We start from the raw sequence: 21,306 nt of genomic DNA on the forward strand, positions 1-21,306 counted from the left end.
CATGCAATCGATGCTAGAACAGCGTTGATAATTTACCTAGCCTATTCTCGGCGTGTATTAACATTCATCACCGATATATGATCGACGTATGGCCACCTAACAATAAGAGCGCTACGAAATGAATCTGAGCAAGGTCGACCTCAACCTGTTTATCGTCTTTGACGCGATCTACACCGAAGCCAACCTGACCCGCGCCGGGCAGATTGTCGGCATCACCCAGCCGGCGGTGTCCAACGCTCTGGCACGCCTGCGCGAGACCTTCAACGACCCGCTGTTCGTGCGCACCGCCCAAGGCATGGTGCCCACGCCGATGGCGCAGAACATCATCGGCCCGGTGCGCAATGCGTTGTCGTTGCTGCGGGTGTCGGTGCAGGAAAGCCGCATCTTCAACCCGCAACAGGCGGCCAAGACCTACCGCATCAGCATGACCGACCTCACCGAAGCGGTGATCCTGCCGCTGCTGTTTCAGCGTCTGCGCCGCCTGGCGCCTACCGTGGTGATCGAGAGTTTCCTGTCCAAACGCCGCGAAACCACCAAGGAACTGGCCGCCGGGCGCCTGGACTTTGCCGTGGACGCGCCGCTCAACACCGATCCGCAGGTGCGACACGTCAAGCTGATGGAAGACCGCTACGTGTGCGCCATGCGCAAGGGTCATCCGCTGGCGGGCAAGGACAAGCTGACCCTGGATGATTACCTGGGGCTGACCCACATCCATATCTCCAGCCGGCGCAACGGTCTGGGCCATGTGGACCTGGCACTGGGCAAGATGGGCCTGCAGCGCAAGATCGCTCTGCGTTCCCAGCACTACCTGATGGCCTCGCAGGTGCTGCAGCAGACCGACATGGTGATGACCGTGCCCGAGCGCTTCGCCCGCCGCCACGAACTGCATTGGTTCAACCTGCCGGTCAACGACGTGCCGCCGGTGGAAACCCATTTGTATTGGCACGAAAGCACCGACCAGGACCCGGCCAACCGCTGGATGCGTGAGCAGATGATCGAGTTGTGCCAGCAGGTCACGGCGCACGAAAAGAAGCTCGACAAGCAACAACCCTAAGGCTAGCGCCTACAGGGTTGAGCTTGACGCTTACGTCAACCTGCCATTAGCTTAGCGCCAAGACCTTCTTGAGCGCCGCCATGAGCACTACCTACAGCATCTCCGACCTCGCCCGCGAGCTCGACATCACCACCCGCGCCATTCGCTTCTACGAGGAACAAGGCCTGCTGGCTCCGGAACGCCGGGGCCAGGAGCGCATCTACTCGGCGCGGGACAAGGTCAGCCTCAAGCTGATCCTGCGCGGCAAACGGATCGGTTTTTCCCTGGCGGAATGCCGTGAGTTGATCGAACTCTACGACCCCACCAGCGGCAACCATGTGCAACTCAACAGCATGCTCGCAAAAATTGCCGAGCGCCGTGAACAGCTGGAACAGCAACTGCTGGACATCGAACAGATGAAGCTGGAACTGGACACCGCCGAAGAACGCTGCACCCAGGCCCTGGCCCACACCATGCGCCAGGCCGGCCATTGATCAGAAGGTAACTGCCATGTCACTCCCCTCACACGTCCGCCTGGTGGAAGTCGGCCCACGCGACGGTCTGCAGAACGAAGCCCAGCCCATCAGCGTGTCGGACAAGGTCCGGTTGGTGGACGCCCTCAGCGCGGCGGGCCTGAGTTATATCGAAGTCGGCAGTTTTGTATCGCCCAAGTGGGTGCCGCAGATGGCCGGTTCCGCCGAGGTCTTCGCGCAGATCCAGCGCAAGCCTGGCGTGACCTATGGTGCCCTGGCGCCGAACCTGCGCGGTTTCGAGGACGCAGTGTCGGCCGGCGTGAAGGAAGTGGCGGTGTTTGCGGCGGCATCCGAGGCGTTTTCCCAGCGCAATATCAACTGTTCCATCAGCGAAAGCCTGGAGCGCTTCGCGCCAATCATGGCGGCGGCCAAGCAGAATGGGGTCAGCGTGCGGGGTTATGTCTCGTGCGTGCTGGGTTGTCCCTATGAAGGTCAGATCGCGCCAGAGCAAGTGGCGGCGGTCGCACGGGAGTTGTATGCCATGGGCTGCTACGAGGTGTCCCTCGGCGACACCATCGGCACCGGCACAGCGGGCGCCACGCGTCGCCTGTTCGAGGTGGTCGGTGCGCAGGTGCCACGGGACAAGCTGGCGGGGCACTTCCATGACACCTATGGACAGGCCATCGCGAACATCTACGCCAGCCTGCTGGAAGGGATTTCGGTGTTCGACAGCTCTATCGCGGGCCTCGGCGGCTGCCCTTACGCCAAAGGTGCCAGCGGTAACGTCGCCACCGAAGATGTGGTGTACCTGCTCAATGGCCTGGGTATCGAGACCGGTATCGACCTGGAGGCCTTGATCGGCGCGGGCCAGCAAATCAGCAGCGTGCTGGGTAGGCCTACCGGGTCGCGCGTGGCGAAGGCGCGTAACGCCGGTTGAGTAGCTTAGCGGTAAGAATGTGTTACCGCCCTGCTACACATCGAGTAACACGGGAACATATTTTGTCGTATTTGCCGTAGGCCAATCCCTACATAAAAATTATGTTATTGATTTTAAAGCATTTTTAAAAGTTGGCACGGCTTCTGCTATCTCTATGGCATAACAAGAATAAAAAGCGCCAAACCTAATAAAAATAAGACGAAACGACTCTGACATAACAAAAACAACACGGCAGAGACGCAGCTAACAGATTTTTTTGGAGAAGATGTGCTTCGCAGGGTACGGCATGCCGAAACCCGCAACCGGTTAGAGAAAAATAAAACTACCTCAGGTAGCTACCCACTGGTTGGATCGATAACGAAGAAGCAGATCAGCGCTCAAAAAAATACGTTTGCTCTTGACCCCGCATGGGGGTCGCCAAAAACAGCGGTAAAGGGTAACGGTTGCCAAAAACAACAATAGACCGCCCCTCAATAATAAAAAAAGAGCACGCAACGACAAATTAAAGGGGACCCTCGGGTCCCCTTTGTGCTTTCTGGGAATTGATAAACCCTGGCCTGGCACGCGTCAAAAAATGCAGGAGCGGGCTTGCTCGCGAATGCGGTGGTTCAGTCGATACAGGTGGCGACTGAGGCACCCCATTCGCAGCAAGTCCGCTCCACATTGGTCTTGCGTCATTAGCTAGAGCGCGTTCTTCAGCTCTTGTATTGAGATCTCGCGCATGCGGAATTTCTGGATCTTGCCCGTTACCGTCATCGGGAACTCCTCCACGAACTTGAAATGCTTGGGCGTCTTGAAGTGCGCAATGCGGCCCTTGCACCAGGTTTGCAGCTCAAGCTCATTGGCCACATGGCCTGGATGGAACTTGACCCAGGCGACGATGGCTTCACCGTAACGCTCATCCGGAATGCCGATGACCTGCACATCCGCCACTGCCGGGTGGGTGAAGAAAAACTCCTCCAGCTCACGCGGGTAAACGTTCTCGCCACCACGGATGATCATGTCCTTGTTGCGCCCGGCAATGCACACGTAGCCATGGGCGTCCATGCTCGCCAGGTCGCCGGTGTGCATCCAGCCAGCGTCGTCGATGGCCTCGCGGGTGGCATCGGGGTTGTTCCAGTAGCCAAGCATCACGCTGTAGCCACGGGTGCACAACTCGCCGATCTCGCCTCGCGCCACCGTATTGCCGTCGGCATCGATGATCTTGTTTTCCAACTGCGGCTGGGTGCGCCCGACCGTGGTCACGCGGCGCTCCAGGTCATCATCCGCCCCCGTCTGCAAGGACACCGGACTGGTTTCCGTCATGCCGTAGGCAATCTGCACCTCGCTCATGTGCATCTCGCTGATCACCCGGCGCATCACTTCGATGGGGCACGTGGCGCCGGCCATGATGCCGGTGCGCAGGCTGGACAAGTCAAAGCCGCCCAGCTGTGGATGATCGAGCATAGCGATGAACATGGTGGGCACGCCGTACAGGCCGGTGGCGTGCTCTTCGGCGACGGCGGTGAGCGTCAGCAGCGGGTCGAAGCCGTCATTGGGATAGATCATGGTGGTGCCATGGGTGATGCAGCCCAGGTTACCCATGACCATGCCGAAGCAGTGATACAGCGGCACCGGGATCACCAGGCGGTCTTGCGCGGTCAGGCCCAGGCTTTCGCCGACCATGTAACCGTTATTGAGGATGTTGTGGTGACTGAGGGTGGCGCCTTTGGGGAAACCGGTGGTGCCGGAGGTGTACTGGATATTCACCGCCTGGTCGAAGTGCAGGCTGGCCTGGCGGCTGTGCAACTGTTCGAGCGGGATGCCTGTCCCGAGCGCGGCCAATTGCGCCCAGGGCAGGAATCCCGGGGGCGGGCTGGGGTCTAGGCTGATCATGCCGCGTAGATCGGGGTTCAGTGCCTGCAGCATCGCGTGGTAGTCGGAGGTCTTGAATGACCCGGCGCACACCAGCCACTGGCAGCCGGACTGCTTGAGCACGTATTCCAGTTCACTGCTGCGGTACGCCGGGTTGATATTGACCAGGATCACGCCGAGCTTGGCGCTGGCGATCTGGCTGATGCACCACTCGGCGCAATTGGGTGCCCAGATACCCAGGCGGTCGCCGGTCTGCATACCCAGGGCGAGAAAGGCACGGGCGTGCAAATCGACCGTTTCGGCCAATTGCCGCCAGGTGTAACGACGCTGCTGGTGTCGCACCACCAGGGCCTCGCCATCGGGGAATTGCGCGACGGTGCGGTCAAAGGCTTGGCCAATCGTCATGGCCAGCAAGGTCTTGTCCTGGGAGCCACGGCTGTAGCTCTGGTTCGGTTGATCCATAACGACCCCTGTTTGTCTTTTTTGTAGGTTGACGTAAACGTAAACTACGATTGACACCGCCGTAACGCAAGTTTACGTTAACGTAAAGGTGAGCGCCCTCCCCTGGCGCGCCCTCCACACAAAAACAAAGCTCACATTAAGGTGCCTGTCCATGAGTTACCCGTCCCTGAACTTCGCCCTCGGTGAAACCATCGACATGCTGCGCGACCAGGTGCAGTCCTTCGTGAGCAAGGAAATCGCGCCGCGCGCGGCACAGATCGACCGTGACAACCTGTTCCCCGCCGACCTGTGGCAGAAATTCGGCGACATGGGCCTGTTGGGCATCACCGTCCCGGAAGAATACGGCGGCGCCGGCCTGGGCTACCTGGCCCACGTGGTGGCGATGGAAGAGATCAGCCGGGGTTCGGCGTCGGTGGCGTTGTCCTACGGCGCGCATTCCAACCTGTGTGTGAATCAGATCAACCGTAACGGCAACCACGCACAGAAACTCAAGTACCTGCCCAAACTCATCAGCGGCGAACACGTCGGCGCCCTGGCCATGAGCGAGCCCAATGCCGGCTCCGATGTGGTCTCGATGAAACTGCGCGCCGACAAACGCGGCGACCATTACGTGCTCAACGGCAGCAAGACCTGGATCACCAACGGTCCCGACGCCAGCACTTATGTGATCTACGCCAAGACTGACCTGGAAAAGGGTCCGCACGGCATCACCGCCTTTATCGTCGAGCGCGACTGGAAAGGCTTCAGCCGCAGTAACAAGTTCGACAAGCTGGGCATGCGCGGCTCCAACACCTGCGAGCTGTTTTTCGATGACGTGGAGGTGCCGGAGGAAAACATCCTCGGCACGCTCAATGGCGGCGTCAAAGTGCTGATGAGCGGCCTGGACTACGAACGCGTGGTGCTGTCCGGCGGCCCTACCGGGATCATGCAGGCGTGCATGGACCTGATCGTGCCCTACATCCACGACCGCAAGCAGTTCGGCCAGAGCATCGGCGAATTCCAGCTGATCCAGGGCAAGGTTGCCGACATGTACACCCAACTCAACGCAAGCCGTGCCTACCTCTACGCAGTGGCCCAGGCCTGCGAGCGCGGCGAGACCACGCGCAAGGATGCGGCCGGGGTGATCCTCTACAGCGCCGAGCGCGCCACGCAAATGGCCCTCGATGCGATTCAGATCCTCGGTGGCAATGGCTATATCAACGAATTCCCGGCCGGGCGCCTGTTGCGCGACGCCAAGCTGTATGAGATCGGCGCCGGCACCAGTGAAATCCGCCGGATGCTGATCGGTCGCGAACTCTTCAACGAAACCCGCTGAAGGAGCGCACCATGGCCACCTTGCATACCCAACTCAACCCGCGCTCGGCGGAGTTTGCCGCCAACAGCGCGGCGATGCGCCAACAGGTCGACGCCCTGCACAGCCTGCTTGCCCACGTGCAACAAGGCGGCGGCGCCAAGGCCCAGGAGCGGCACACCTCACGCGGCAAACTGTTGCCCCGTGAACGTATCAATCGGTTGCTCGACCCCGGCTCGCCGTTTCTTGAACTCAGCCAATTGGCCGCCCATCAGGTGTATGGCGAGGACGTACCCGCCGCCGGAGTGATTGCCGGGATCGGCCGGGTGGAAGGCGTCGAATGCATGATTGTCGCCAACGATGCGACGGTGAAAGGCGGCTCCTACTACCCGCTCACCGTGAAAAAACACCTGCGCGCCCAGACCATCGCTGAGCAGAACCGCCTGCCATGCATCTACCTGGTCGACTCCGGCGGCGCCAATCTGCCGCGTCAGGACGAGGTGTTCCCCGACCGCGAGCACTTCGGGCGGATCTTCTTCAACCAGGCCAACATGAGTGCACAGGGCATTCCGCAGATTGCGGTGGTGATGGGCTCGTGCACCGCCGGTGGCGCCTACGTGCCGGCCATGGCGGATGAAGCGATCATGGTGCGCCAGCAAGCCACCATCTTCCTCGCCGGGCCGCCACTGGTGAAGGCCGCGACCGGTGAAGTCGTGAGTGCCGAAGACCTCGGCGGTGCCGATGTGCACTGCAAGATCTCCGGCGTGGCCGATCACTATGCCGACAGCGATGAACACGCGCTGGCGCTGGCCCGGCGCAGCGTGGCCAACCTCAATTGGCGCAAACAGGGCGAGTTGCTGCAAAGTACGCCCGTGGCGCCGCTTTACAGCAGCGAAGAGCTGTACGGCGTGATCCCCGCCGACGCCAAGCAACCCTTTGATGTGCGCGAAGTGATCGCGCGGCTGGTGGACGGTTCGGTGTTCGATGAGTTCAAGGCGCTGTTTGGCACCACGCTGGTATGCGGCTTTGCGCACTTGCACGGCTACCCGATTGCGATCCTGGCCAACAACGGCATCCTGTTTGCCGAAGCCGCGCAAAAAGGCGCGCACTTTATCGAGTTGGCGTGCCAGCGCGGGATTCCCCTGCTGTTCCTGCAGAACATCACCGGCTTCATGGTCGGCCAGAAATACGAAGCCGGTGGCATCGCCAAGCACGGCGCCAAGCTGGTCACCGCAGTGGCCTGCGCCAAGGTGCCAAAGTTCACCGTGATCATCGGCGGCAGCTTTGGCGCCGGTAACTACGGCATGTGTGGCCGCGCCTATGACCCACGCTTCTTGTGGATGTGGCCGAATGCACGCATTGGCGTGATGGGCGCCGAACAGGCCGCCGGCGTGCTGGTGCAGGTCAAGCGTGAGCAGGCTGAGCGCGCCGGCGTGGGTTTCAGCGCTGAAGAAGAAGCCGCGATCAAGCAGCCGATCCTCGACCAGTACGAAACCCAGGGCCACCCCTACTATTCCAGCGCACGCCTGTGGGACGACGGTGTGATTGACCCGCTGCAGACCCGAGACGTGCTGGCCCTGGCCTTGTCCGCTTCGCTGAATGCCCCCATCGAGCCGAGCCGCTTCGGCGTGTTCCGCATGTAACCTGCAGGAGCGAGCTTGCTCGCGCCTACAGGAGACCTCTTATCATCATGGAGCTCCCTGCATGAGCGATTTCAATACCCTCGAACTGATCACCGACCGTCGTGGCTTTGCCACGCTGTGGCTCAGTCGCGAAGCCAAGAACAACGCGTTCAATGCCGAAATGATCCGCGAACTGATCATCGCCCTCGACCAGGTGCAAGGTGATTCATCATTGCGTTTTCTGGTGCTGCGCGGGCGCGGCAAGCACTTCAGTGCCGGGGCCGACCTGGCCTGGATGCAGCAATCCGCCGAGCTGGATTACCACACCAACCTGGACGATGCGCGCGAACTGGCGGAGTTGATGTACAACCTGGCCAAGCTGAAGATTCCCACCCTCGCGGTGGTGCAAGGCGCGGCCTATGGCGGTGCGCTGGGGTTGATCAGTTGCTGCGACATGGCGATTGGCGCCGACGATGCGCAGTTCTGCCTGTCGGAAGTGCGTATCGGCCTCGCACCGGCGGTGATCAGCCCGTTCGTGGTACAGGCCATCGGCGAGCGTGCAGCGCGGCGCTATGCGCTGACCGCTGAGCGCTTCGGCGGCCCGCGGGCACGGGAGATCGGTTTGTTGGCAGAAAGCTATCCAGTCGACGAACTGGATCAACAAGTCGAGCAATGGATCGCCAACCTGCTGCAGAACAGCCCGGCGGCAATGCGCGCCAGCAAGGACTTGCTGCGCGAAGTGGGCCACGGCGCCCTCACCCCGGCCCTGCGCCGCTATTGCGAAAATGCCATTGCGCGCATACGTGTCAGCCCTGAAGGCCAGGAAGGCCTGCGTGCCTTCCTGCAAAAACGTCCACCCAGCTGGCAATCCCAGGAGCCGCGTTCATGAGCACGTTGACAACTCTGCTGGTGGCCAACCGTGGCGAGATTGCTTGCCGGGTAATGCGCACCGCCAAGGCCATGGGCCTGACCACCGTGGCGGTGCACAGCGCCATCGACCGCGATGCGCGCCATAGCCGCGAAGCGGATATCCGTGTCGACCTGGGCGGCAGCAAGGCCACTGATAGCTACCTGCAAATCGACAAACTGATCGCCGCAGCCCAGGCCAGCGGCGCCCAGGCGATTCATCCGGGTTACGGTTTTTTGTCGGAGAACGCCGGTTTTGCCCGCGCGATTGAAGCGGCTGGTTTGATCTTCCTCGGCCCGCCCGCCTCGGCCATCGACGCCATGGGCAGCAAATCGGCCGCCAAAGCGCTGATGGAAACCGCCGGCGTGCCTCTGGTGCCGGGTTACCACGGCGAAGCCCAAGACCTGGAAACCTTCCGCGCAGCCTGCGAGCGCATCGGCTACCCCGTGCTGCTCAAGGCCACGGCCGGTGGTGGCGGCAAGGGCATGAAGGTGGTGGAGGATGTCAGCCAGTTGGCCGAGGCCCTGGCCTCGGCACAGCGCGAGGCGCTGTCGTCCTTCGGCAACGGGCAGATGTTGGTGGAAAAGTACCTGCTCAAGCCACGTCACGTGGAGATACAGGTGTTTGCCGATCAGCACGGGCATTGCCTGTATCTCAATGAGCGAGACTGCTCGATCCAGCGTCGCCACCAGAAGGTCGTCGAAGAAGCCCCGGCACCGGGATTGAGTGGTGAACAACGCAAGGCCATGGGCGAAGCCGCCGTGCGTGCGGCCCAGGCCATCGGCTATGTCGGCGCAGGCACCGTGGAGTTCTTGCTGGACGCGCGTGGCGAATTCTTCTTTATGGAGATGAACACGCGGCTGCAGGTGGAGCACCCGGTGACCGAGGCGATCACCGGCCTGGACTTGGTGGCCTGGCAGATCCGTGTCGCCCAGGGCGAGGCGTTGCCGATCAATCAAGAGCAAGTGCCGCTGACGGGCCATGCGATCGAAGTGCGGCTGTATGCCGAAGACCCGACCAATGACTTCCTGCCCGCCACCGGACGCCTGGCGCTGTACCGCGAATCCGCACCGGGGCCGGGGCGTCGTGTGGACAGCGGTGTCGAACAAGGCGACAGCGTGTCGCCGTTCTACGATCCCATGCTCGGCAAACTGATTGCCTGGGGCGAAGACCGTGAGCAGGCGCGATTGCGGTTGCTGGCCATGCTGGATGAGTTTGCCATCGGCGGACTCAAGACCAACCTGGGCTTTTTGCGGCGCATTATCGGGCATCCAGCGTTTGCGGCAGCCGAATTGGATACCGGGTTTATTCCGCGCTATCAGGAGGAGTTGCTGCCGGCCCCAGGGGACTTGAGTGATGAATTCTGGCAGGCGGCCGGATCGGCATTCATACAGAGTTTGCCGCCGGAAGATGGGCCTTGGGGGGATAAGCGCGGATTTCGTGCTGGGTTACCTGCCGAAGTGTCGTTGCACTTGAGCTGCACTGGCCAGGATCGATTGGTGACGCTGGCCGCGGATGCGCCGCCATTGCGCGGCGAGCAGCTGCTGATCGAGCGACAGGGCGTACGTCGCAGCCACCTGGCAGTGCGCAGCGAAGGCAGTGTGTTTTTGCGCTGGGACGGCGAGATGCACGGCGTGACGCTGTTCGACCCGATTGCGGCCGTTGAGGCCAACCAGTCGCACCAGGGCGGCCTGACGGCACCGATGAACGGCAGCATCGTACGTGTGCTGGTGGAGGTGGGCCAACACGTCGACGCCGGCACGCAACTGGTGGTGCTGGAGGCCATGAAGATGGAGCACAGCATTCGCGCGCCCCAGGCTGGAGTGGTCATGGCGTTGTTCTGCCAGGAAGGTGAAATGGTTGCAGAAGGTTGCGCGCTGGTGGAACTCGAACCGGCCGGTTAGAACTTTGCCATGGCCTGAACCACGACGCCAAGGATGTGGCAGTCGTCAGTGAAGGGCTGCTTTGGGTAGGTGGGATTGAGCGGCACCAGGTAGAGCTGGCCGCTTTCTTCCAGCAACTGGCGGAAGGTCGCCTGGGGGTTCGCAGCTCCTTGGGCGACCACCAGTTTACCGGGCTCGGCCTTGATGGCCGGGTCGACCAGGATCATCATGCCCGCGCTGACGCTCAGGCCGCTGGGCGCGGTCATGGCGTCGCCTGTGACCGGCAGCCAGAAAGCGTCGCCCTGGGCATGATAATCGCTCAATTCGAAACGGGCCGCGCCATAGGTCGCCCGCTCTTCGCGGACCTCGCACAGCCCTTTCCAATCGCTGACCGGGTAGCGGAAATACGGGTTGTAGTTTTTCTCCGGAAGCGCTTCTTCGGCCCGCTCGCGAATATCCAGCGCAACTTCCAGGTACCCCAGCCCCAGCGCCGTCAGTACCCGGTTCATGTCCGTCAGGTTCGGCGCACGGCGCTTGTTGAGCCAGTGGCCAACGCCGCCCTGGGACATGCCCAGGCGTTCAGCCAATTCACCCTGCGTGACCTTGCGGTCTTCCATGTTGGCCTTGACCAACGCTATCCAGTTATCCATGGAGCTGACAATACGTCATGCAGTGTTCAGGGCAATAAACAGTTTGTAGTAATCCATAAAACGACACAAATACGATACGTACTATCATCGAACATAAGGTTTTCGACACCCACAACAGAGTACCGCCCCTTATGACGACCAGCCCGTATCTGCTACCCGAAACCCCAGAAGAACACGACCTGCACGTGCTACGCAGCAGCGGTGCCGCCCGGCGCGCATTGGACTTTTACTTGAAAGAGGAGATGTCGGCAGCAGCCCCTGACGACGCCCTGTTCGCCATCAAGCCAGGCATCAGCCAGGAGGAAGCCCTGGTGCACGCCTCGGACTTGTTGCGCAGTGCCGCAGCCACGGCCTATGAATCAGCGAACAACCATCAGGGCAATCATCGCGACCTGGCGTTTTCGGTGGTGTATTTGATTGATATGGCGAAGGCGATGGTGGAGCGGTCGTTGCAAGTGCCAGCGGCTCACGCGAACGGATAACAGGCACAGAGAAAAATATTTCTATCTGACGGATAAAAACATTTGACTTGCAAATGATAATGATTATTATTGGACCTAGCTGATCGCGAGATCAGTCGATAGACCAAGGGACCTTAGGTCGGACTCTTGGAATATCTCCTCATCAGGCTAATCACGGTTTTTGACCCGGCTCTTTGGCCGGGTCTTTTTTTTGCCAGTTTCCCTGGCATGGCTTCAGGCTAATGAAGACTGTGTGTTGCTTGATGACGCGCATGGTAGCAAAAGACCATCGTCAAAAGAAAGCCAGTCGACCGCTCTAGCCCAGATCTTTGCGAAATAGCGCTTGAGAATCAATCTCATAGATTCTAAGCTGCTGCGGCGTCAAGGATGACGCCCCCTCCCCCCGTGCAACAATTTTGCATCCAGTCTTTACCGGACTCCTGTGTAATATAGCCGCCACAACACTCATAATCAGGCAACCAGACTATGACCGTGGCCTTGACCTCCATCAAGATCAGCACCGACTTCGACAGTGGCAATATCCAGGTACTGGATGCCCACGATTCCCATCAGTTGTTGCTGGCAATCAAACCCGACACCCGTAGCCAACATTACCAATGGTTCCACTTCAAGGCCGAAGGCATGCACGTGGGCCACACCCACACGTTTCGCCTGAGCAATGCGGGCAAGTCGTCTTACCCGCACGCGTGGAGCGGCTACAACGCCGTGGCCTCCTACGACAATATCAACTGGTTTCGGGTGCCCTCGCGCTTTGATGGGGAAATCCTGCATATCAGCCTTGAGACCCGCGAGAAGCACGCCTGGATTGCCTATTTCGAACCCTACAGCCGTGAGCGCCACGACTGGCTGATCGAGCAGGCCCTGACTCGCGCCGGCACCCAATTGCTGGCGACCGGTAAAAGTGTCGAAGGTCGTGATATCCAACTGCTGCGTCGCGGCAAAGGCGGCAAAGGCCGCCGCAAGGTCTGGATCATCGCCCAACAGCACCCCGGCGAACACATGGCCGAATGGTTTATGGAAGGCATCATCGAACGCCTGCAACAGGACGGTGACGCCGAGCTGAAAAAACTGCTGAAAGTCGCCGACTTGTACCTGGTGCCCAATATGAATCCGGACGGGGCGTTCCATGGCCACCTGCGCACCAATGCCGCGGGCCAGGACCTCAACCGTGCGTGGCAGAGCGCCAGCCAGGAGATCAGCCCGGAAGTGTTGTTCGTGCAACAACAGATGGAGAAATACGGCGTAGACCTGTTCCTCGATATCCATGGCGACGAGGAAATCCCCTACGTTTTCACCGCCGGATGCGAAGGCAACCCCGGCTACACGCCGCGCATCGAGACGCTGGAAAAACACTTCCGCAGCCACTTGAGCAGCCTGACCCGCGACTTCCAGACCACCTACGGCTACACCCGCGACCTGCCGGGCGAAGCCAACATGACCCTGGCGTGCAATGCAGTCGGTCAGCAGTACGACTGCCTGTCCCTGACCCTGGAAATGCCCTTCAAGGACAACGACGACGCCCCCAACCTGCTCACCGGTTGGTCAGGTAAACGTTCGATGCAACTGGGCAAGGATGTGTTGAGCAGCGTAGCCGATATCGTCGACGTCTTACGCTAAACCGAGTCGGCGGGCACCCGCCGACAATCCTCGGGCCCCAGCAAGCGCCCATCCGCCGAGCGCAACTCCAGCGCTCGCAGCGGCTCGCCGTTGGCGCGGTCCACCATCACCGAATGCTTCTCCTCTGCCCCATAGAAAAATCCCTCGCCCCACTGCCGCAATCCGATGATTACATGGAACAGGCCTCGACCCTTTTCCGTCAGGGCGTACTCCTGATACGCACTGCCATCCGACGCCGGCACGATCTCCAGCACCCCATGGGCGACCAGGCTGCGCAAGCGCGTGGACAAGATGTTCTTGGCCATTCCGAGGCTGCGCTGAAACTCACCAAAACGGCAAATCCCGTCGAATGCATCGCGAATGATCAGCAGCGACCAGCCATCGCCAATTGCGTCCAACGAGCGCGCCACCGGGCATTCGGCGCTTTCAAAGCGGGTGAGCTTGACCATCGGGCTGCCTGTCGTCGACCAGTTATGTAGTTGCAATATAAAACCAGAATCCTTACCGTACAACGAGTTTCATTTTGAAACCACACAAGGATTATTCGCATGTCGTCATCCCCTTTGAGCGGCGCCGTAGTATTGCTGCTCGCCGTCGCCTGTGGCCTGTCGGTGGCCAATGTCTACTACGCCCAGCCGCTGCTCGACGCCATGGCTGAAACCTTTGCCATGGACCACGCCACTGTCGGCATCATCATCGCCCTCACCCAGGTTGGCTATGGGGTGGGCCTGTTGTTGCTGGTGCCACTGGGGGACCTGCTCAACCGGCGCAGACTGATCGTCAGCCAACTGCTGCTTTCCACCCTGGCCGTGCTGATGGTGGGATTGTCGTCAAGCAGTTTCTGGCTGCTGGCCGGCATGGCACTGACCGGGCTGCTGGCAGTGGTCGCCCAGGTGCTGGTGGCACTGGCCGCTCATCTGGCATCGCCTGAACAGCGCGGCCATGTGGTGGGGTTGGTCACCAGCGGTATCGTGGTCGGTTTGTTGCTGGCCCGCTCGGTTTCCGGCGCGATGGCCGACCTGGCGGGATGGCGCTCGGTCTACCTGTTGTCGGCAGGCCTGACACTCTTGATGGCGATCTTGCTGTGGCGTGTATTGCCAAGCACCGAGCCACCGCGCGCCAGCGGCACTTATGGCGCATTGATCCGCTCGGTGTTCAGCTTGTTCAAGGAGGAGAAAGTCCTGCGTGACCGCGCCGTGCTGGCGATGTTGATTTTCGCCGCCGGCACTGTCTTGTGGACGCCGCTGGTACTGCCCCTGAGCACCCCGCCGTTGTCGCTTTCCCACACGCAAATCGGCCTGTTCGGACTCGCCGGCGCCGCCGGAGCCTTAGGTGCCGCCCGCGCCGGGCGCCTGGCCGACCAAGGGCTGGCCCAATGGACCAGTGGCACAGCCCTGCTGCTGATGCTGCTGTCATGGGTCGCAATCGGCTTCACCCAATCCTCGTTGTGGGCCTTGTTGCTCGGCGTGATTGTATTCGACCTGGGCCTGCAAGCCGTGCATGTCACCAGCCAGAGCCTGATCTACGCCGTGCGCCCCAATGCCCAGAGTCGGCTGGTGGCCGGATATATGCTGTTTTACTCGGTGGGCAGTGCGCTGGGCTCCATCAGCGCAACGGCCATGTATGCCTGGGGCGGCTGGATCGGGGTGTGTGTCCTCGGCGCAGCCATCAACCTGCTGGCGCTGGTCTACTGGCTGGCCACACTGCCCCCGAAAGCTGTTTCAGTCCTGGCTGCCGGTCATGCTTTGCAACACGCCGTCACGACGGATCAACCCGTGGAACAAGGCCGCCGCCAGGTGCAACAGCACCGTCAGGAATAGCAGATAGGCCAGGAACCCATGGGCCCTGCGCAGCACCGCGAACAGTGGCGCGTTCGCTCCCACCAGCGCTGGCAACTGCACCGAACTGCTGAGCATCACTGGATCACCCGCCGCAGAGATCATCGCCCAGCCCAGCAGCGGCAAGACCAGCATCAGGGCATACAACACCAGGTGGGAGGCCTTGGCCGCCAGCACTTGCCACAGCGGCAAGTCGGCAGGCAACGGCGGTTGGCGAGTAGAAAAGCGCACCACCAAGCGCACGATCACCAATACCAGAATCGCGATACCCAACGGCTTGTGCAGGTGGATCAGCCACTCATGCCGCTGCGAAACAGAAGCCGCCAGCCCCGCGCCGATAAACAGCATGGCGATGACCATCAGCGCCATCAGCCAATGCAGCAGGCGCGCCAGGGGGGCAAAAAACCGTGGTTGGACATTCATGGCTTCAACTCCTGAGGGGCGCTGTGCAACGGGCTGACTTCACCGGCGCGACGCAGGTACGAGCTGGCGTACGCCGCCGAACGTGCCGCCAGCAACGGGTCATTGGAGGCTTCAATGCCGCTGGGCAGAATCAGTGGATCAAAGTTGATATCGCGACAATCCCCGTCCGCTTGCGGCTGGCTGCTTTGCAACACCAGGGTGCCGGCGTTGATGACTTTATGCTCGCCGGTCCAGGCTTTGCTTGCATCGTCCAAAGGATCGCCGGGATTGGCCAGGGTCATGTTCAACTGCCAGCGCAACGGACCGGTAGCGAGGCGCTGTACCAGGTCCTTTTCCAGGAAATCACTGCCGGCAGGCGCAGTATCGCCCGCTGCGTCCTGACTCTGCGGCACTACGCCCCAACGCACGGCCTGGCGCTTGCCATCGGCCCCCACCAGGAAGAACGCGTTGATGCCGTTGTAGGTTTCGGTCGCATAGCTGGCCGAAGGCTTGGCGGATTTGACCCACGCCAGGAACGGCGCGGTCTCGGGATGGGCGGCAAAGAATGCCGGCATGCTCGCCGGGTCCGGTTTGCCGGTGGAGGGCTGCGGCGCACCTGCCTTGAGCAGTTGGTAGAACGCCTCAGGCGTGCCCACTGGGAACACCGGCATGCTGTTCATGCCGGTGCGCCACTGTTGGCCGTTGGCCTGGCTGAACTGCACGGCAAAACTGCGGATCGGTACACTGCTGTCCGGCGCATAGGGGTTGCCGCTGGGCAGCGCAAATCGGCCAATCAGTGGGGTCTTGGCCTCACTGAACACCTGGGCACTGGAGTAGGCACGGGCTTCGGGGCTGCTCTGGAAATACCCGGCCACGCACACGCCCTTGGCGTGGTTACGGCGGAACCCAGGGTGCACGCCATTGTTGGTTTCCAAGGCATTGACCAGGGTTTTAGGGCGCAGGCGCTGCGGGTCGAGGCTGCCATTGACGTAGGCAAAAGCCCCCGCCACAACCGCAACCACGGCACCGATACCCGCCAGGCGCGCGATCAGGCTCGCAGTGCTCAGCGGAGGACGGGGCGGTGATGAGTGATCTACCATGAAGGAACTCCAGGGCCAAAGGCCTTAGGGATGAACATAAGGTCGGAGCATTAAGACGAACGCCGATCGGCTCTATTCCCTGGCCTCGGATTTATTTCCTGGCACGCGGAATAATCGTCAACGCCGCACGTCTCTCTAGTCCCAGCGTAGTGACCAGCCAGATACCCATGCATGAACTCGACGAACAGTTACGTGAACTCATCCCCAGGCTGCGGCGCTTTGCCGTGTCCCTGACCCGTAACGCCAGCAGCGCCGACGATCTGGTGCAGTCGACCCTGGAACGGGCAATCATCAGTTGGGCCGACAAACGCGTCGAAGGCGATTTGCGCGCCTGGCTGTTTTCGATCCTCTACCGGCAGTTCCTCGATGCCCACCGCCGTACCCGGCGCTACGCTCGCATGCTCGAATTTTTCACCGGACGCGACGATGCGCAGCCGTCGGTGGAACGTACGGTGATCGCCCAGTCGACCCTGCAAGCCTTCGATCAACTCAACACCGAGCAGCGTGCGCTGCTGCTGTGGGTCTCGGTCGAAGGCCTGAGCTACAAGGAAATCGCCGAGATCCTTGAGGTGCCCATCGGCACCGTGATGTCGCGCCTGTCCCGTGCGCGCCAAGCCCTGCGTCTACTCAGTGATGGCGAAATTGCCAGCCCTTCCCTGCGGATACTCAAATGATCAGCCTGCCCCCCAGCGAACGCGATTTGCATGCCTACGTCGATCACCAACTGCTGGAGAGTGATCGCCGCGTGCTTGAGACCTATTTGGCGGCGCACCCGGACGTCGCCGCGCAGGTCCATGCCTGGCAACACGACGCGCAGTTGCTGCGTGCAGCGCTGGGCGGCGCCCTGCAGCAGCCGGCCAACCCGGACCTGGACCCGGCCCTGATCCGCCAGCGCATGAAGCGCCAATCGCGTCGACAGTTTGCTACGGCCGCCGTGCTGCTTCTCGCCGTCAGCCTCGGCGGTATCGGCGGCTGGCACGCCCGTGAAGCCACCCAGCCCGCCCAACTGCCCATGGCCGATGCCATGCAGGCGTTCCGCTTGTTTGCCCAGGACGGCATCATGCCCGCCGACTACAAGGTGCAGGGCGGCGGCACGATGCAGGCCTGGCTCGATCGCTACTTCAACCAGGCACACCGCCTGCCGGACTTGAGCACCTCCGGGTTCACCCCGGTCAGCGGGCGCCTGCTCACCACCGAGCAAGGCGCCGCCGCCATGGTGTTGTACGAGGACCCGCAAGGCCGGCGCATCAGTTTCTATATCCGCCCGCCAGGCCCGGAAAACGGCTTCCTGCCTCGGGGCAGCCGCAGCGCCGATGGTTTGCAAGCGCAATACTGGTCCGGTGCCGGCTATAACTATGCGCTGGTCAGCCCGGTGGATCAGCCCGGCCCGCCGCTGCTGAAATTCTAGAAGCCGACGTCGAGCACCACGTTGTCCAGGTAGGTGCCCGCGGGCGGGGTGGACTGGTCGGTGTAGATCCGGGCGTTATAGTTGAACACCTGGCTGCCAATGCCCAGGCCATTGCCGGGGTTGATCTCGGCGGTGGAGCTGTCGCGACGCGCAGCGCCGACACTGCCCCAGCGCGTGGTACCGGCGCTTTTGAAGAGGTCATAGGCCAAGTAGTTGCTGCCTGAGACCATCCGGCGTCGCCCGCCCACACTGACGGCGTTCTGGCCATCGCTCAAACCTACGCTGTAAGCACTGCCCTTGGTGCAGGAAATGCTGATGGTCTGGCCGGTGACCGGGGTAAAGCCGCTGATGACGGGCGCGCTGCCAAAACTGATATTGGGTGCAGTGATCTGGCAGTCGTTGGTGACGGTCATGCTCACGGTCAGGAGCTTGACCTGGGGGGTGAGGTTCTTGTCACGCAATATGCACAAGTTGCCAACGCCCAGGCCGATGCAATAATCCCAGGTCCACGCGACGCTCAAGACTTCGGTATACACCCCGGCCGCTACATTCGTCCCAGTAATACTGCCCACGTAAAGCGGCAGGTTCTTGCTGCCCGGCCCCGTCAAAAGCCCCGCGCTGGTCGCAATGCCATTGGGACCGAAATCGAACTGGATCCCCCGGTTAATCGGGAACGTGGTGGTGTTATTGCCATAAATCGTATAACCGATCACATCCCCCGTGGGGCCGACCATGCCGCTGGTGGTTGAAGTGATCGTGGCATAGAAGTGGTCATTGGTGCCGAGGGCGATCAATGAGGCCGTGCAGCTCAAACCGCCATTGAGGGTCGAACTGTTTTGCGTCGCGGTGCGCACGTTGATCGAACTCACCGAGCCAAAACTCACCGGAGCAGTCGCCACCGTCGAACACAGCGCCATCGCCTGCCCCGAACACAACAGCCCGGTGAGCGACAGCCATCCCAAACCTCTCATTGGCACACCAACGGCCCGATCAACGGCATGCCCTGCTGCTGCTCGTCGATATCGAATCGCGCCTGACACGTGCGCCCGTCCCCCAGTGTGACCTGCAAGGTGTTATGCGCCGAGAGGTTTTCCAGGTACACCAGGCCATCCCAGCCGACCACCGCCTGCTGGTTGCTTTGCTCGTGCACCAGCAGGCTGCCCAGGGGTAATTCCTGGTGCTGGGTGTCCACCAGCGTGACGCTGGCCGCAAGCACCCGGCGCAGCGGAAACTCCAGCAGATAACCGCTGCCGCGCCGCACGGATACACGCTGCTCCACATTCGGGCTCTGCACGTTGAGCGGCAGGTTCAGCGGATCGATTTCATACTTGGCGCGGTAATACGCGCTGCTCCACGGCACCAGCAGATGACCGTTGCGGTCGGTTTCACCCACCAGTTGGTTTTCATAGCGCACCGGAATCCCGGCGAAGCCCTGAGTACTCACCACCACAAAGGCATCATTGATACGGTTGGCAGCAAAAGTGTCGCCGCCCATCCACACCAGCGAGCCACTGGCATCCGCCCAACGCGTCTCGGCGTCGCTGCTGCCGTACACACCGGCCTGCAACTGCACCGACTGCAAGCGCCAGGTCAGATCGGCCTGCCGGTACGCCGGGCCATCACCCTGGGCATAACCGAGGTTGTAACCCACCCCGCCCTCGCTGGGCACCGCACTGCTGTAGTTGAGGCGCTGGCGACTGGCGCCATCCTTGCTGCGCTCGGTGCTCAAGGCCAGGCTGCCGTTGAGATCAAACGGAATCACCAACTGCGCCTGCATCGCCCAGTTGCTGTCGCCGATCTCACGGTTGGCCGACAGGTAGAAGCTGGTGTTGCGCCACAGCGGCTTGCTCCAACTGAGGTTGAGCAAGCGCGTTCGAGAATCGTCCGCTGCCTGCACGTCAAAGTAACCTACGCCCAGGCTGCCGAAGCGCTCAAGGTTAAGGCTCAAGGTCACTTGCTCGCTGCGTTTGCTGAGGCTGGCATAGGGCGTGTCGACCAGGGTCAGGTCGGCGTACTCGTCGCGCCGCTCGACCCGCTGGTACGACAGGCTGTAGCGCATGCTGTTGTATTGATAGCCCAGGCTCAGTTGCTGGCCGCCGCGGCCTTCGAACTGGCTTTGGCTGACGGCGGTATTGAGCACGCCGAAGTTGCCCAGCCGCAGGTTGCCACCCAGTCCGCCGAGGGTCAGGTCACTGGAGGCTTCGGCGTGACTTTCCAGGGTCAGGTTGTCGGAATAACCATAACGAAAGGTACCGCTGGCAACGCCAGGCCCGTAGGCGAAATCTTTCAAGGTGTATTCCCGGCGCAAGGAACCGGCAGCCACCGAGAAATCCGTCAGGCCTTTTTGCAGCAGCGTACTCGTTACATAAAACGGCACCGTGGTCGACACCTGGCGGCCCAGGGCGTCGGTGGTCACCACGACCGCTTCGCCTGCACCGTTGATAAACGGCACGTTGGTCAGGGTGTAAGGCCCCGGTTGCAGCAGCGCACTGTCGGATTTGTAGCCGTTGATGAACAGGTCAACCGACGACGGCACAGCGGCTTCACCGGCAAATTGCGGCAGCGGGTAGGTCACCAGGTCCGGGCGTACGGCAAAGTCACGGGAAAACTGCACCCCCCCCAGGCGCACCGAACTGCTCCAGGGCAAGGCGCCGCTGATCACGTCACCGGCCTCGTAGGTCAGCAGCCGTTCGTCATCGGAGAAACGCCAGGTGGTGTCATAGCGCCGATAGCCATTGTTGAACGTACTGCTGCTCACGCCATCGGCCAGGGTCTGGCGATACTGGCCGGTATTGGACAAGGTGCCCCAGTTGTCGAACAGCCGTACTTCGTTCCAGGCGGCGAGGTAGCTGCCGCCTTCGTCGGTGTCGCTGAAATACAGATCATAGTTGAGCAAGGCGCCGAAACTGCTCATCGCCTGGGTGCGCGGATAGGCGTTGCGGTTACCGATGAACTGCTCTTTCAACCACGCAGGCGGCACATCCAGCAGCAGGCGCTGAGCGTTGCTGTCGTAGTCACTGTGCAGACCCGGGAGCGTGTCCAACGCCACGCTGCCACTCAGTTCACCGGGCAGCTTCATGCCCACATCCTGCAGCGCACTGGCCGGCACATAGAGCTGCCCGGCCCGTTGATCGACCGCGATGACGCGGCCGGTGTCCATCTGATTGACCACCAGTTCCAGAAACAACTGTGCATCGGCGACAGCCTCCATACTGCTCGGGGGCGGTGGCAGGTCGCCAGCCACGCCCTGCGGCGCAATCATTGCGCCCCATAGCCCGCTTACCATTGCTACCGACGGCCATAGACCTCGAGTCCAACCACGACTCACACATGGCGTTGTGTCCTTC

19 protein-coding genes are annotated in these 21,306 nt (G+C 61.4%); 12 read left to right on the forward strand and 7 right to left on the reverse strand.

Translation table 11 applies throughout. The annotated features are described in order from the left end of the window. Positions 1 to 118: 118 nt before the first annotated feature. The 3 genes from AB4N92_RS01055 to AB4N92_RS01065 all read left to right on the forward strand — a co-directional run bounded on the left by AB4N92_RS01055 (position 119) and on the right by AB4N92_RS01065 (position 2,443). Entirely contained in the window at positions 119 to 1,054 is a 936-nt protein-coding gene (locus tag AB4N92_RS01055; protein ID WP_010209472.1) for a LysR family transcriptional regulator, read from the forward strand. Positions 1,055 to 1,134: 80 nt separating this feature from the next. Continuing rightward, positions 1,135 to 1,527 (forward strand): MerR family transcriptional regulator, encoded by a 393-nt coding sequence (locus AB4N92_RS01060; protein WP_010209471.1) that lies wholly within the window; start codon positions 1,135 to 1,137, stop codon positions 1,525 to 1,527. Positions 1,528 to 1,543: 16 nt separating this feature from the next. Then, positions 1,544 to 2,443 carry a hydroxymethylglutaryl-CoA lyase gene (locus AB4N92_RS01065; RefSeq protein ID WP_010209470.1) on the forward strand — a complete coding sequence of 300 codons (900 nt, stop codon included), beginning with the start codon at positions 1,544 to 1,546 and terminating at the stop codon, positions 2,441 to 2,443. A gap of 681 nt (positions 2,444 to 3,124) precedes the next feature. Here the strand turns inward: AB4N92_RS01065 and AB4N92_RS01070 are convergent. Continuing rightward, positions 3,125 to 4,759, reverse strand: a complete 1,635-nt coding sequence (locus AB4N92_RS01070; protein ID WP_044287379.1) for an AMP-binding protein — start codon at positions 4,757 to 4,759, stop codon at positions 3,125 to 3,127. 151 nt (positions 4,760 to 4,910) lie between these two features. On the opposite strand from AB4N92_RS01070, the gene AB4N92_RS01075 reads away from it, so the two are divergent. The 4 genes from AB4N92_RS01075 (at position 4,911) to AB4N92_RS01090 (ending at position 10,483) form a co-directional block, all read left to right on the forward strand. Further along, positions 4,911 to 6,074, forward strand: coding sequence for an isovaleryl-CoA dehydrogenase (locus AB4N92_RS01075; RefSeq protein WP_236266932.1), 1,164 nt, complete (start codon positions 4,911 to 4,913; stop codon positions 6,072 to 6,074). Between the two features lie 11 nt (positions 6,075 to 6,085). After that, positions 6,086 to 7,693 carry a carboxyl transferase domain-containing protein gene (locus AB4N92_RS01080; RefSeq protein ID WP_236266931.1) on the forward strand — a complete coding sequence of 536 codons (1,608 nt, stop codon included), beginning with the start codon at positions 6,086 to 6,088 and terminating at the stop codon, positions 7,691 to 7,693. Between the two features lie 61 nt (positions 7,694 to 7,754). Next, a complete protein-coding gene (locus tag AB4N92_RS01085) occupies positions 7,755 to 8,561 on the forward strand; it encodes a gamma-carboxygeranoyl-CoA hydratase (RefSeq protein WP_236266930.1) in 807 nt (268 codons plus the stop codon). Beyond that, positions 8,558 to 10,483 carry an acetyl/propionyl/methylcrotonyl-CoA carboxylase subunit alpha gene (locus AB4N92_RS01090; protein WP_236266929.1) on the forward strand — a complete coding sequence of 642 codons (1,926 nt, stop codon included), beginning with the start codon at positions 8,558 to 8,560 and terminating at the stop codon, positions 10,481 to 10,483. Before AB4N92_RS01085 ends, AB4N92_RS01090 begins: the two co-directional genes overlap by 4 nt. Here the strand turns inward: AB4N92_RS01090 and AB4N92_RS01095 are convergent. Continuing rightward, entirely contained in the window at positions 10,480 to 11,112 is a 633-nt protein-coding gene (locus AB4N92_RS01095; RefSeq protein ID WP_021492804.1) for a LexA family protein, read from the reverse strand. The two genes, AB4N92_RS01090 and AB4N92_RS01095, sit on opposite strands and share 4 nt — an antisense overlap. 131 nt (positions 11,113 to 11,243) lie before the next feature. Between AB4N92_RS01095 and AB4N92_RS01100 the strand changes: the two genes are divergently transcribed. Further along, positions 11,244 to 11,594, forward strand: coding sequence for a DUF6124 family protein (locus AB4N92_RS01100; protein WP_010209462.1), 351 nt, complete (start codon positions 11,244 to 11,246; stop codon positions 11,592 to 11,594). 465 nt (positions 11,595 to 12,059) lie between these two features. After that, positions 12,060 to 13,211 (forward strand): M14 family metallopeptidase, encoded by a 1,152-nt coding sequence (locus tag AB4N92_RS01105; protein WP_021492805.1) that lies wholly within the window; start codon positions 12,060 to 12,062, stop codon positions 13,209 to 13,211. Here the strand turns inward: AB4N92_RS01105 and AB4N92_RS01110 are convergent. Beyond that, the gene (locus tag AB4N92_RS01110; protein ID WP_021492806.1) at positions 13,208 to 13,660 is read right to left on the reverse strand and encodes a winged helix-turn-helix transcriptional regulator; all 453 of its coding nucleotides are present in this window, start codon (positions 13,658 to 13,660) and stop codon (positions 13,208 to 13,210) included. The two genes, AB4N92_RS01105 and AB4N92_RS01110, sit on opposite strands and share 4 nt — an antisense overlap. Before the next feature lie 99 nt (positions 13,661 to 13,759). Between AB4N92_RS01110 and AB4N92_RS01115 the strand changes: the two genes are divergently transcribed. Further along, positions 13,760 to 15,031: an MFS transporter gene (locus tag AB4N92_RS01115; RefSeq protein WP_236266928.1), complete on the forward strand. Its 1,272-nt coding sequence runs from the start codon at positions 13,760 to 13,762 to the stop codon at positions 15,029 to 15,031. Here the strand turns inward: AB4N92_RS01115 and AB4N92_RS01120 are convergent. Next, entirely contained in the window at positions 14,933 to 15,472 is a 540-nt protein-coding gene (locus AB4N92_RS01120) for a cytochrome b (RefSeq protein WP_010209458.1), read from the reverse strand. The genes AB4N92_RS01115 and AB4N92_RS01120 overlap by 99 nt on opposite strands. Further along, positions 15,469 to 16,551, reverse strand: coding sequence for a catalase family peroxidase (locus AB4N92_RS01125; RefSeq protein ID WP_010209457.1), 1,083 nt, complete (start codon positions 16,549 to 16,551; stop codon positions 15,469 to 15,471). The genes AB4N92_RS01120 and AB4N92_RS01125 overlap by 4 nt, the downstream gene beginning before the upstream one ends. A gap of 167 nt (positions 16,552 to 16,718) precedes the next feature. Between AB4N92_RS01125 and AB4N92_RS01130 the strand changes: the two genes are divergently transcribed. Both AB4N92_RS01130 and AB4N92_RS01135 read left to right on the forward strand, forming a co-directional pair. Continuing rightward, positions 16,719 to 17,225 (forward strand): RNA polymerase sigma factor, encoded by a 507-nt coding sequence (locus AB4N92_RS01130; RefSeq protein ID WP_010209455.1) that lies wholly within the window; start codon positions 16,719 to 16,721, stop codon positions 17,223 to 17,225. Then, a complete protein-coding gene (locus AB4N92_RS01135) occupies positions 17,222 to 17,959 on the forward strand; it encodes an anti-sigma factor family protein (protein WP_044287385.1) in 738 nt (245 codons plus the stop codon). Before AB4N92_RS01130 ends, AB4N92_RS01135 begins: the two co-directional genes overlap by 4 nt. Here the strand turns inward: AB4N92_RS01135 and AB4N92_RS01140 are convergent. Beyond that, on the reverse strand, positions 17,956 to 18,930 hold the full coding sequence (locus AB4N92_RS01140; RefSeq protein WP_236266927.1) for a Csu type fimbrial protein: 975 nt from the start codon (positions 18,928 to 18,930) through the stop codon (positions 17,956 to 17,958). The two genes, AB4N92_RS01135 and AB4N92_RS01140, sit on opposite strands and share 4 nt — an antisense overlap. Then, positions 18,927 to 21,245 carry a fimbria/pilus outer membrane usher protein gene (locus tag AB4N92_RS01145; protein WP_069672527.1) on the reverse strand — a complete coding sequence of 773 codons (2,319 nt, stop codon included), beginning with the start codon at positions 21,243 to 21,245 and terminating at the stop codon, positions 18,927 to 18,929. The genes AB4N92_RS01140 and AB4N92_RS01145 overlap by 4 nt, the downstream gene beginning before the upstream one ends. Positions 21,246 to 21,306 lie beyond the last annotated feature (61 nt).

The organism is Pseudomonas sp. S3_A09 (genome assembly GCF_054668065.1).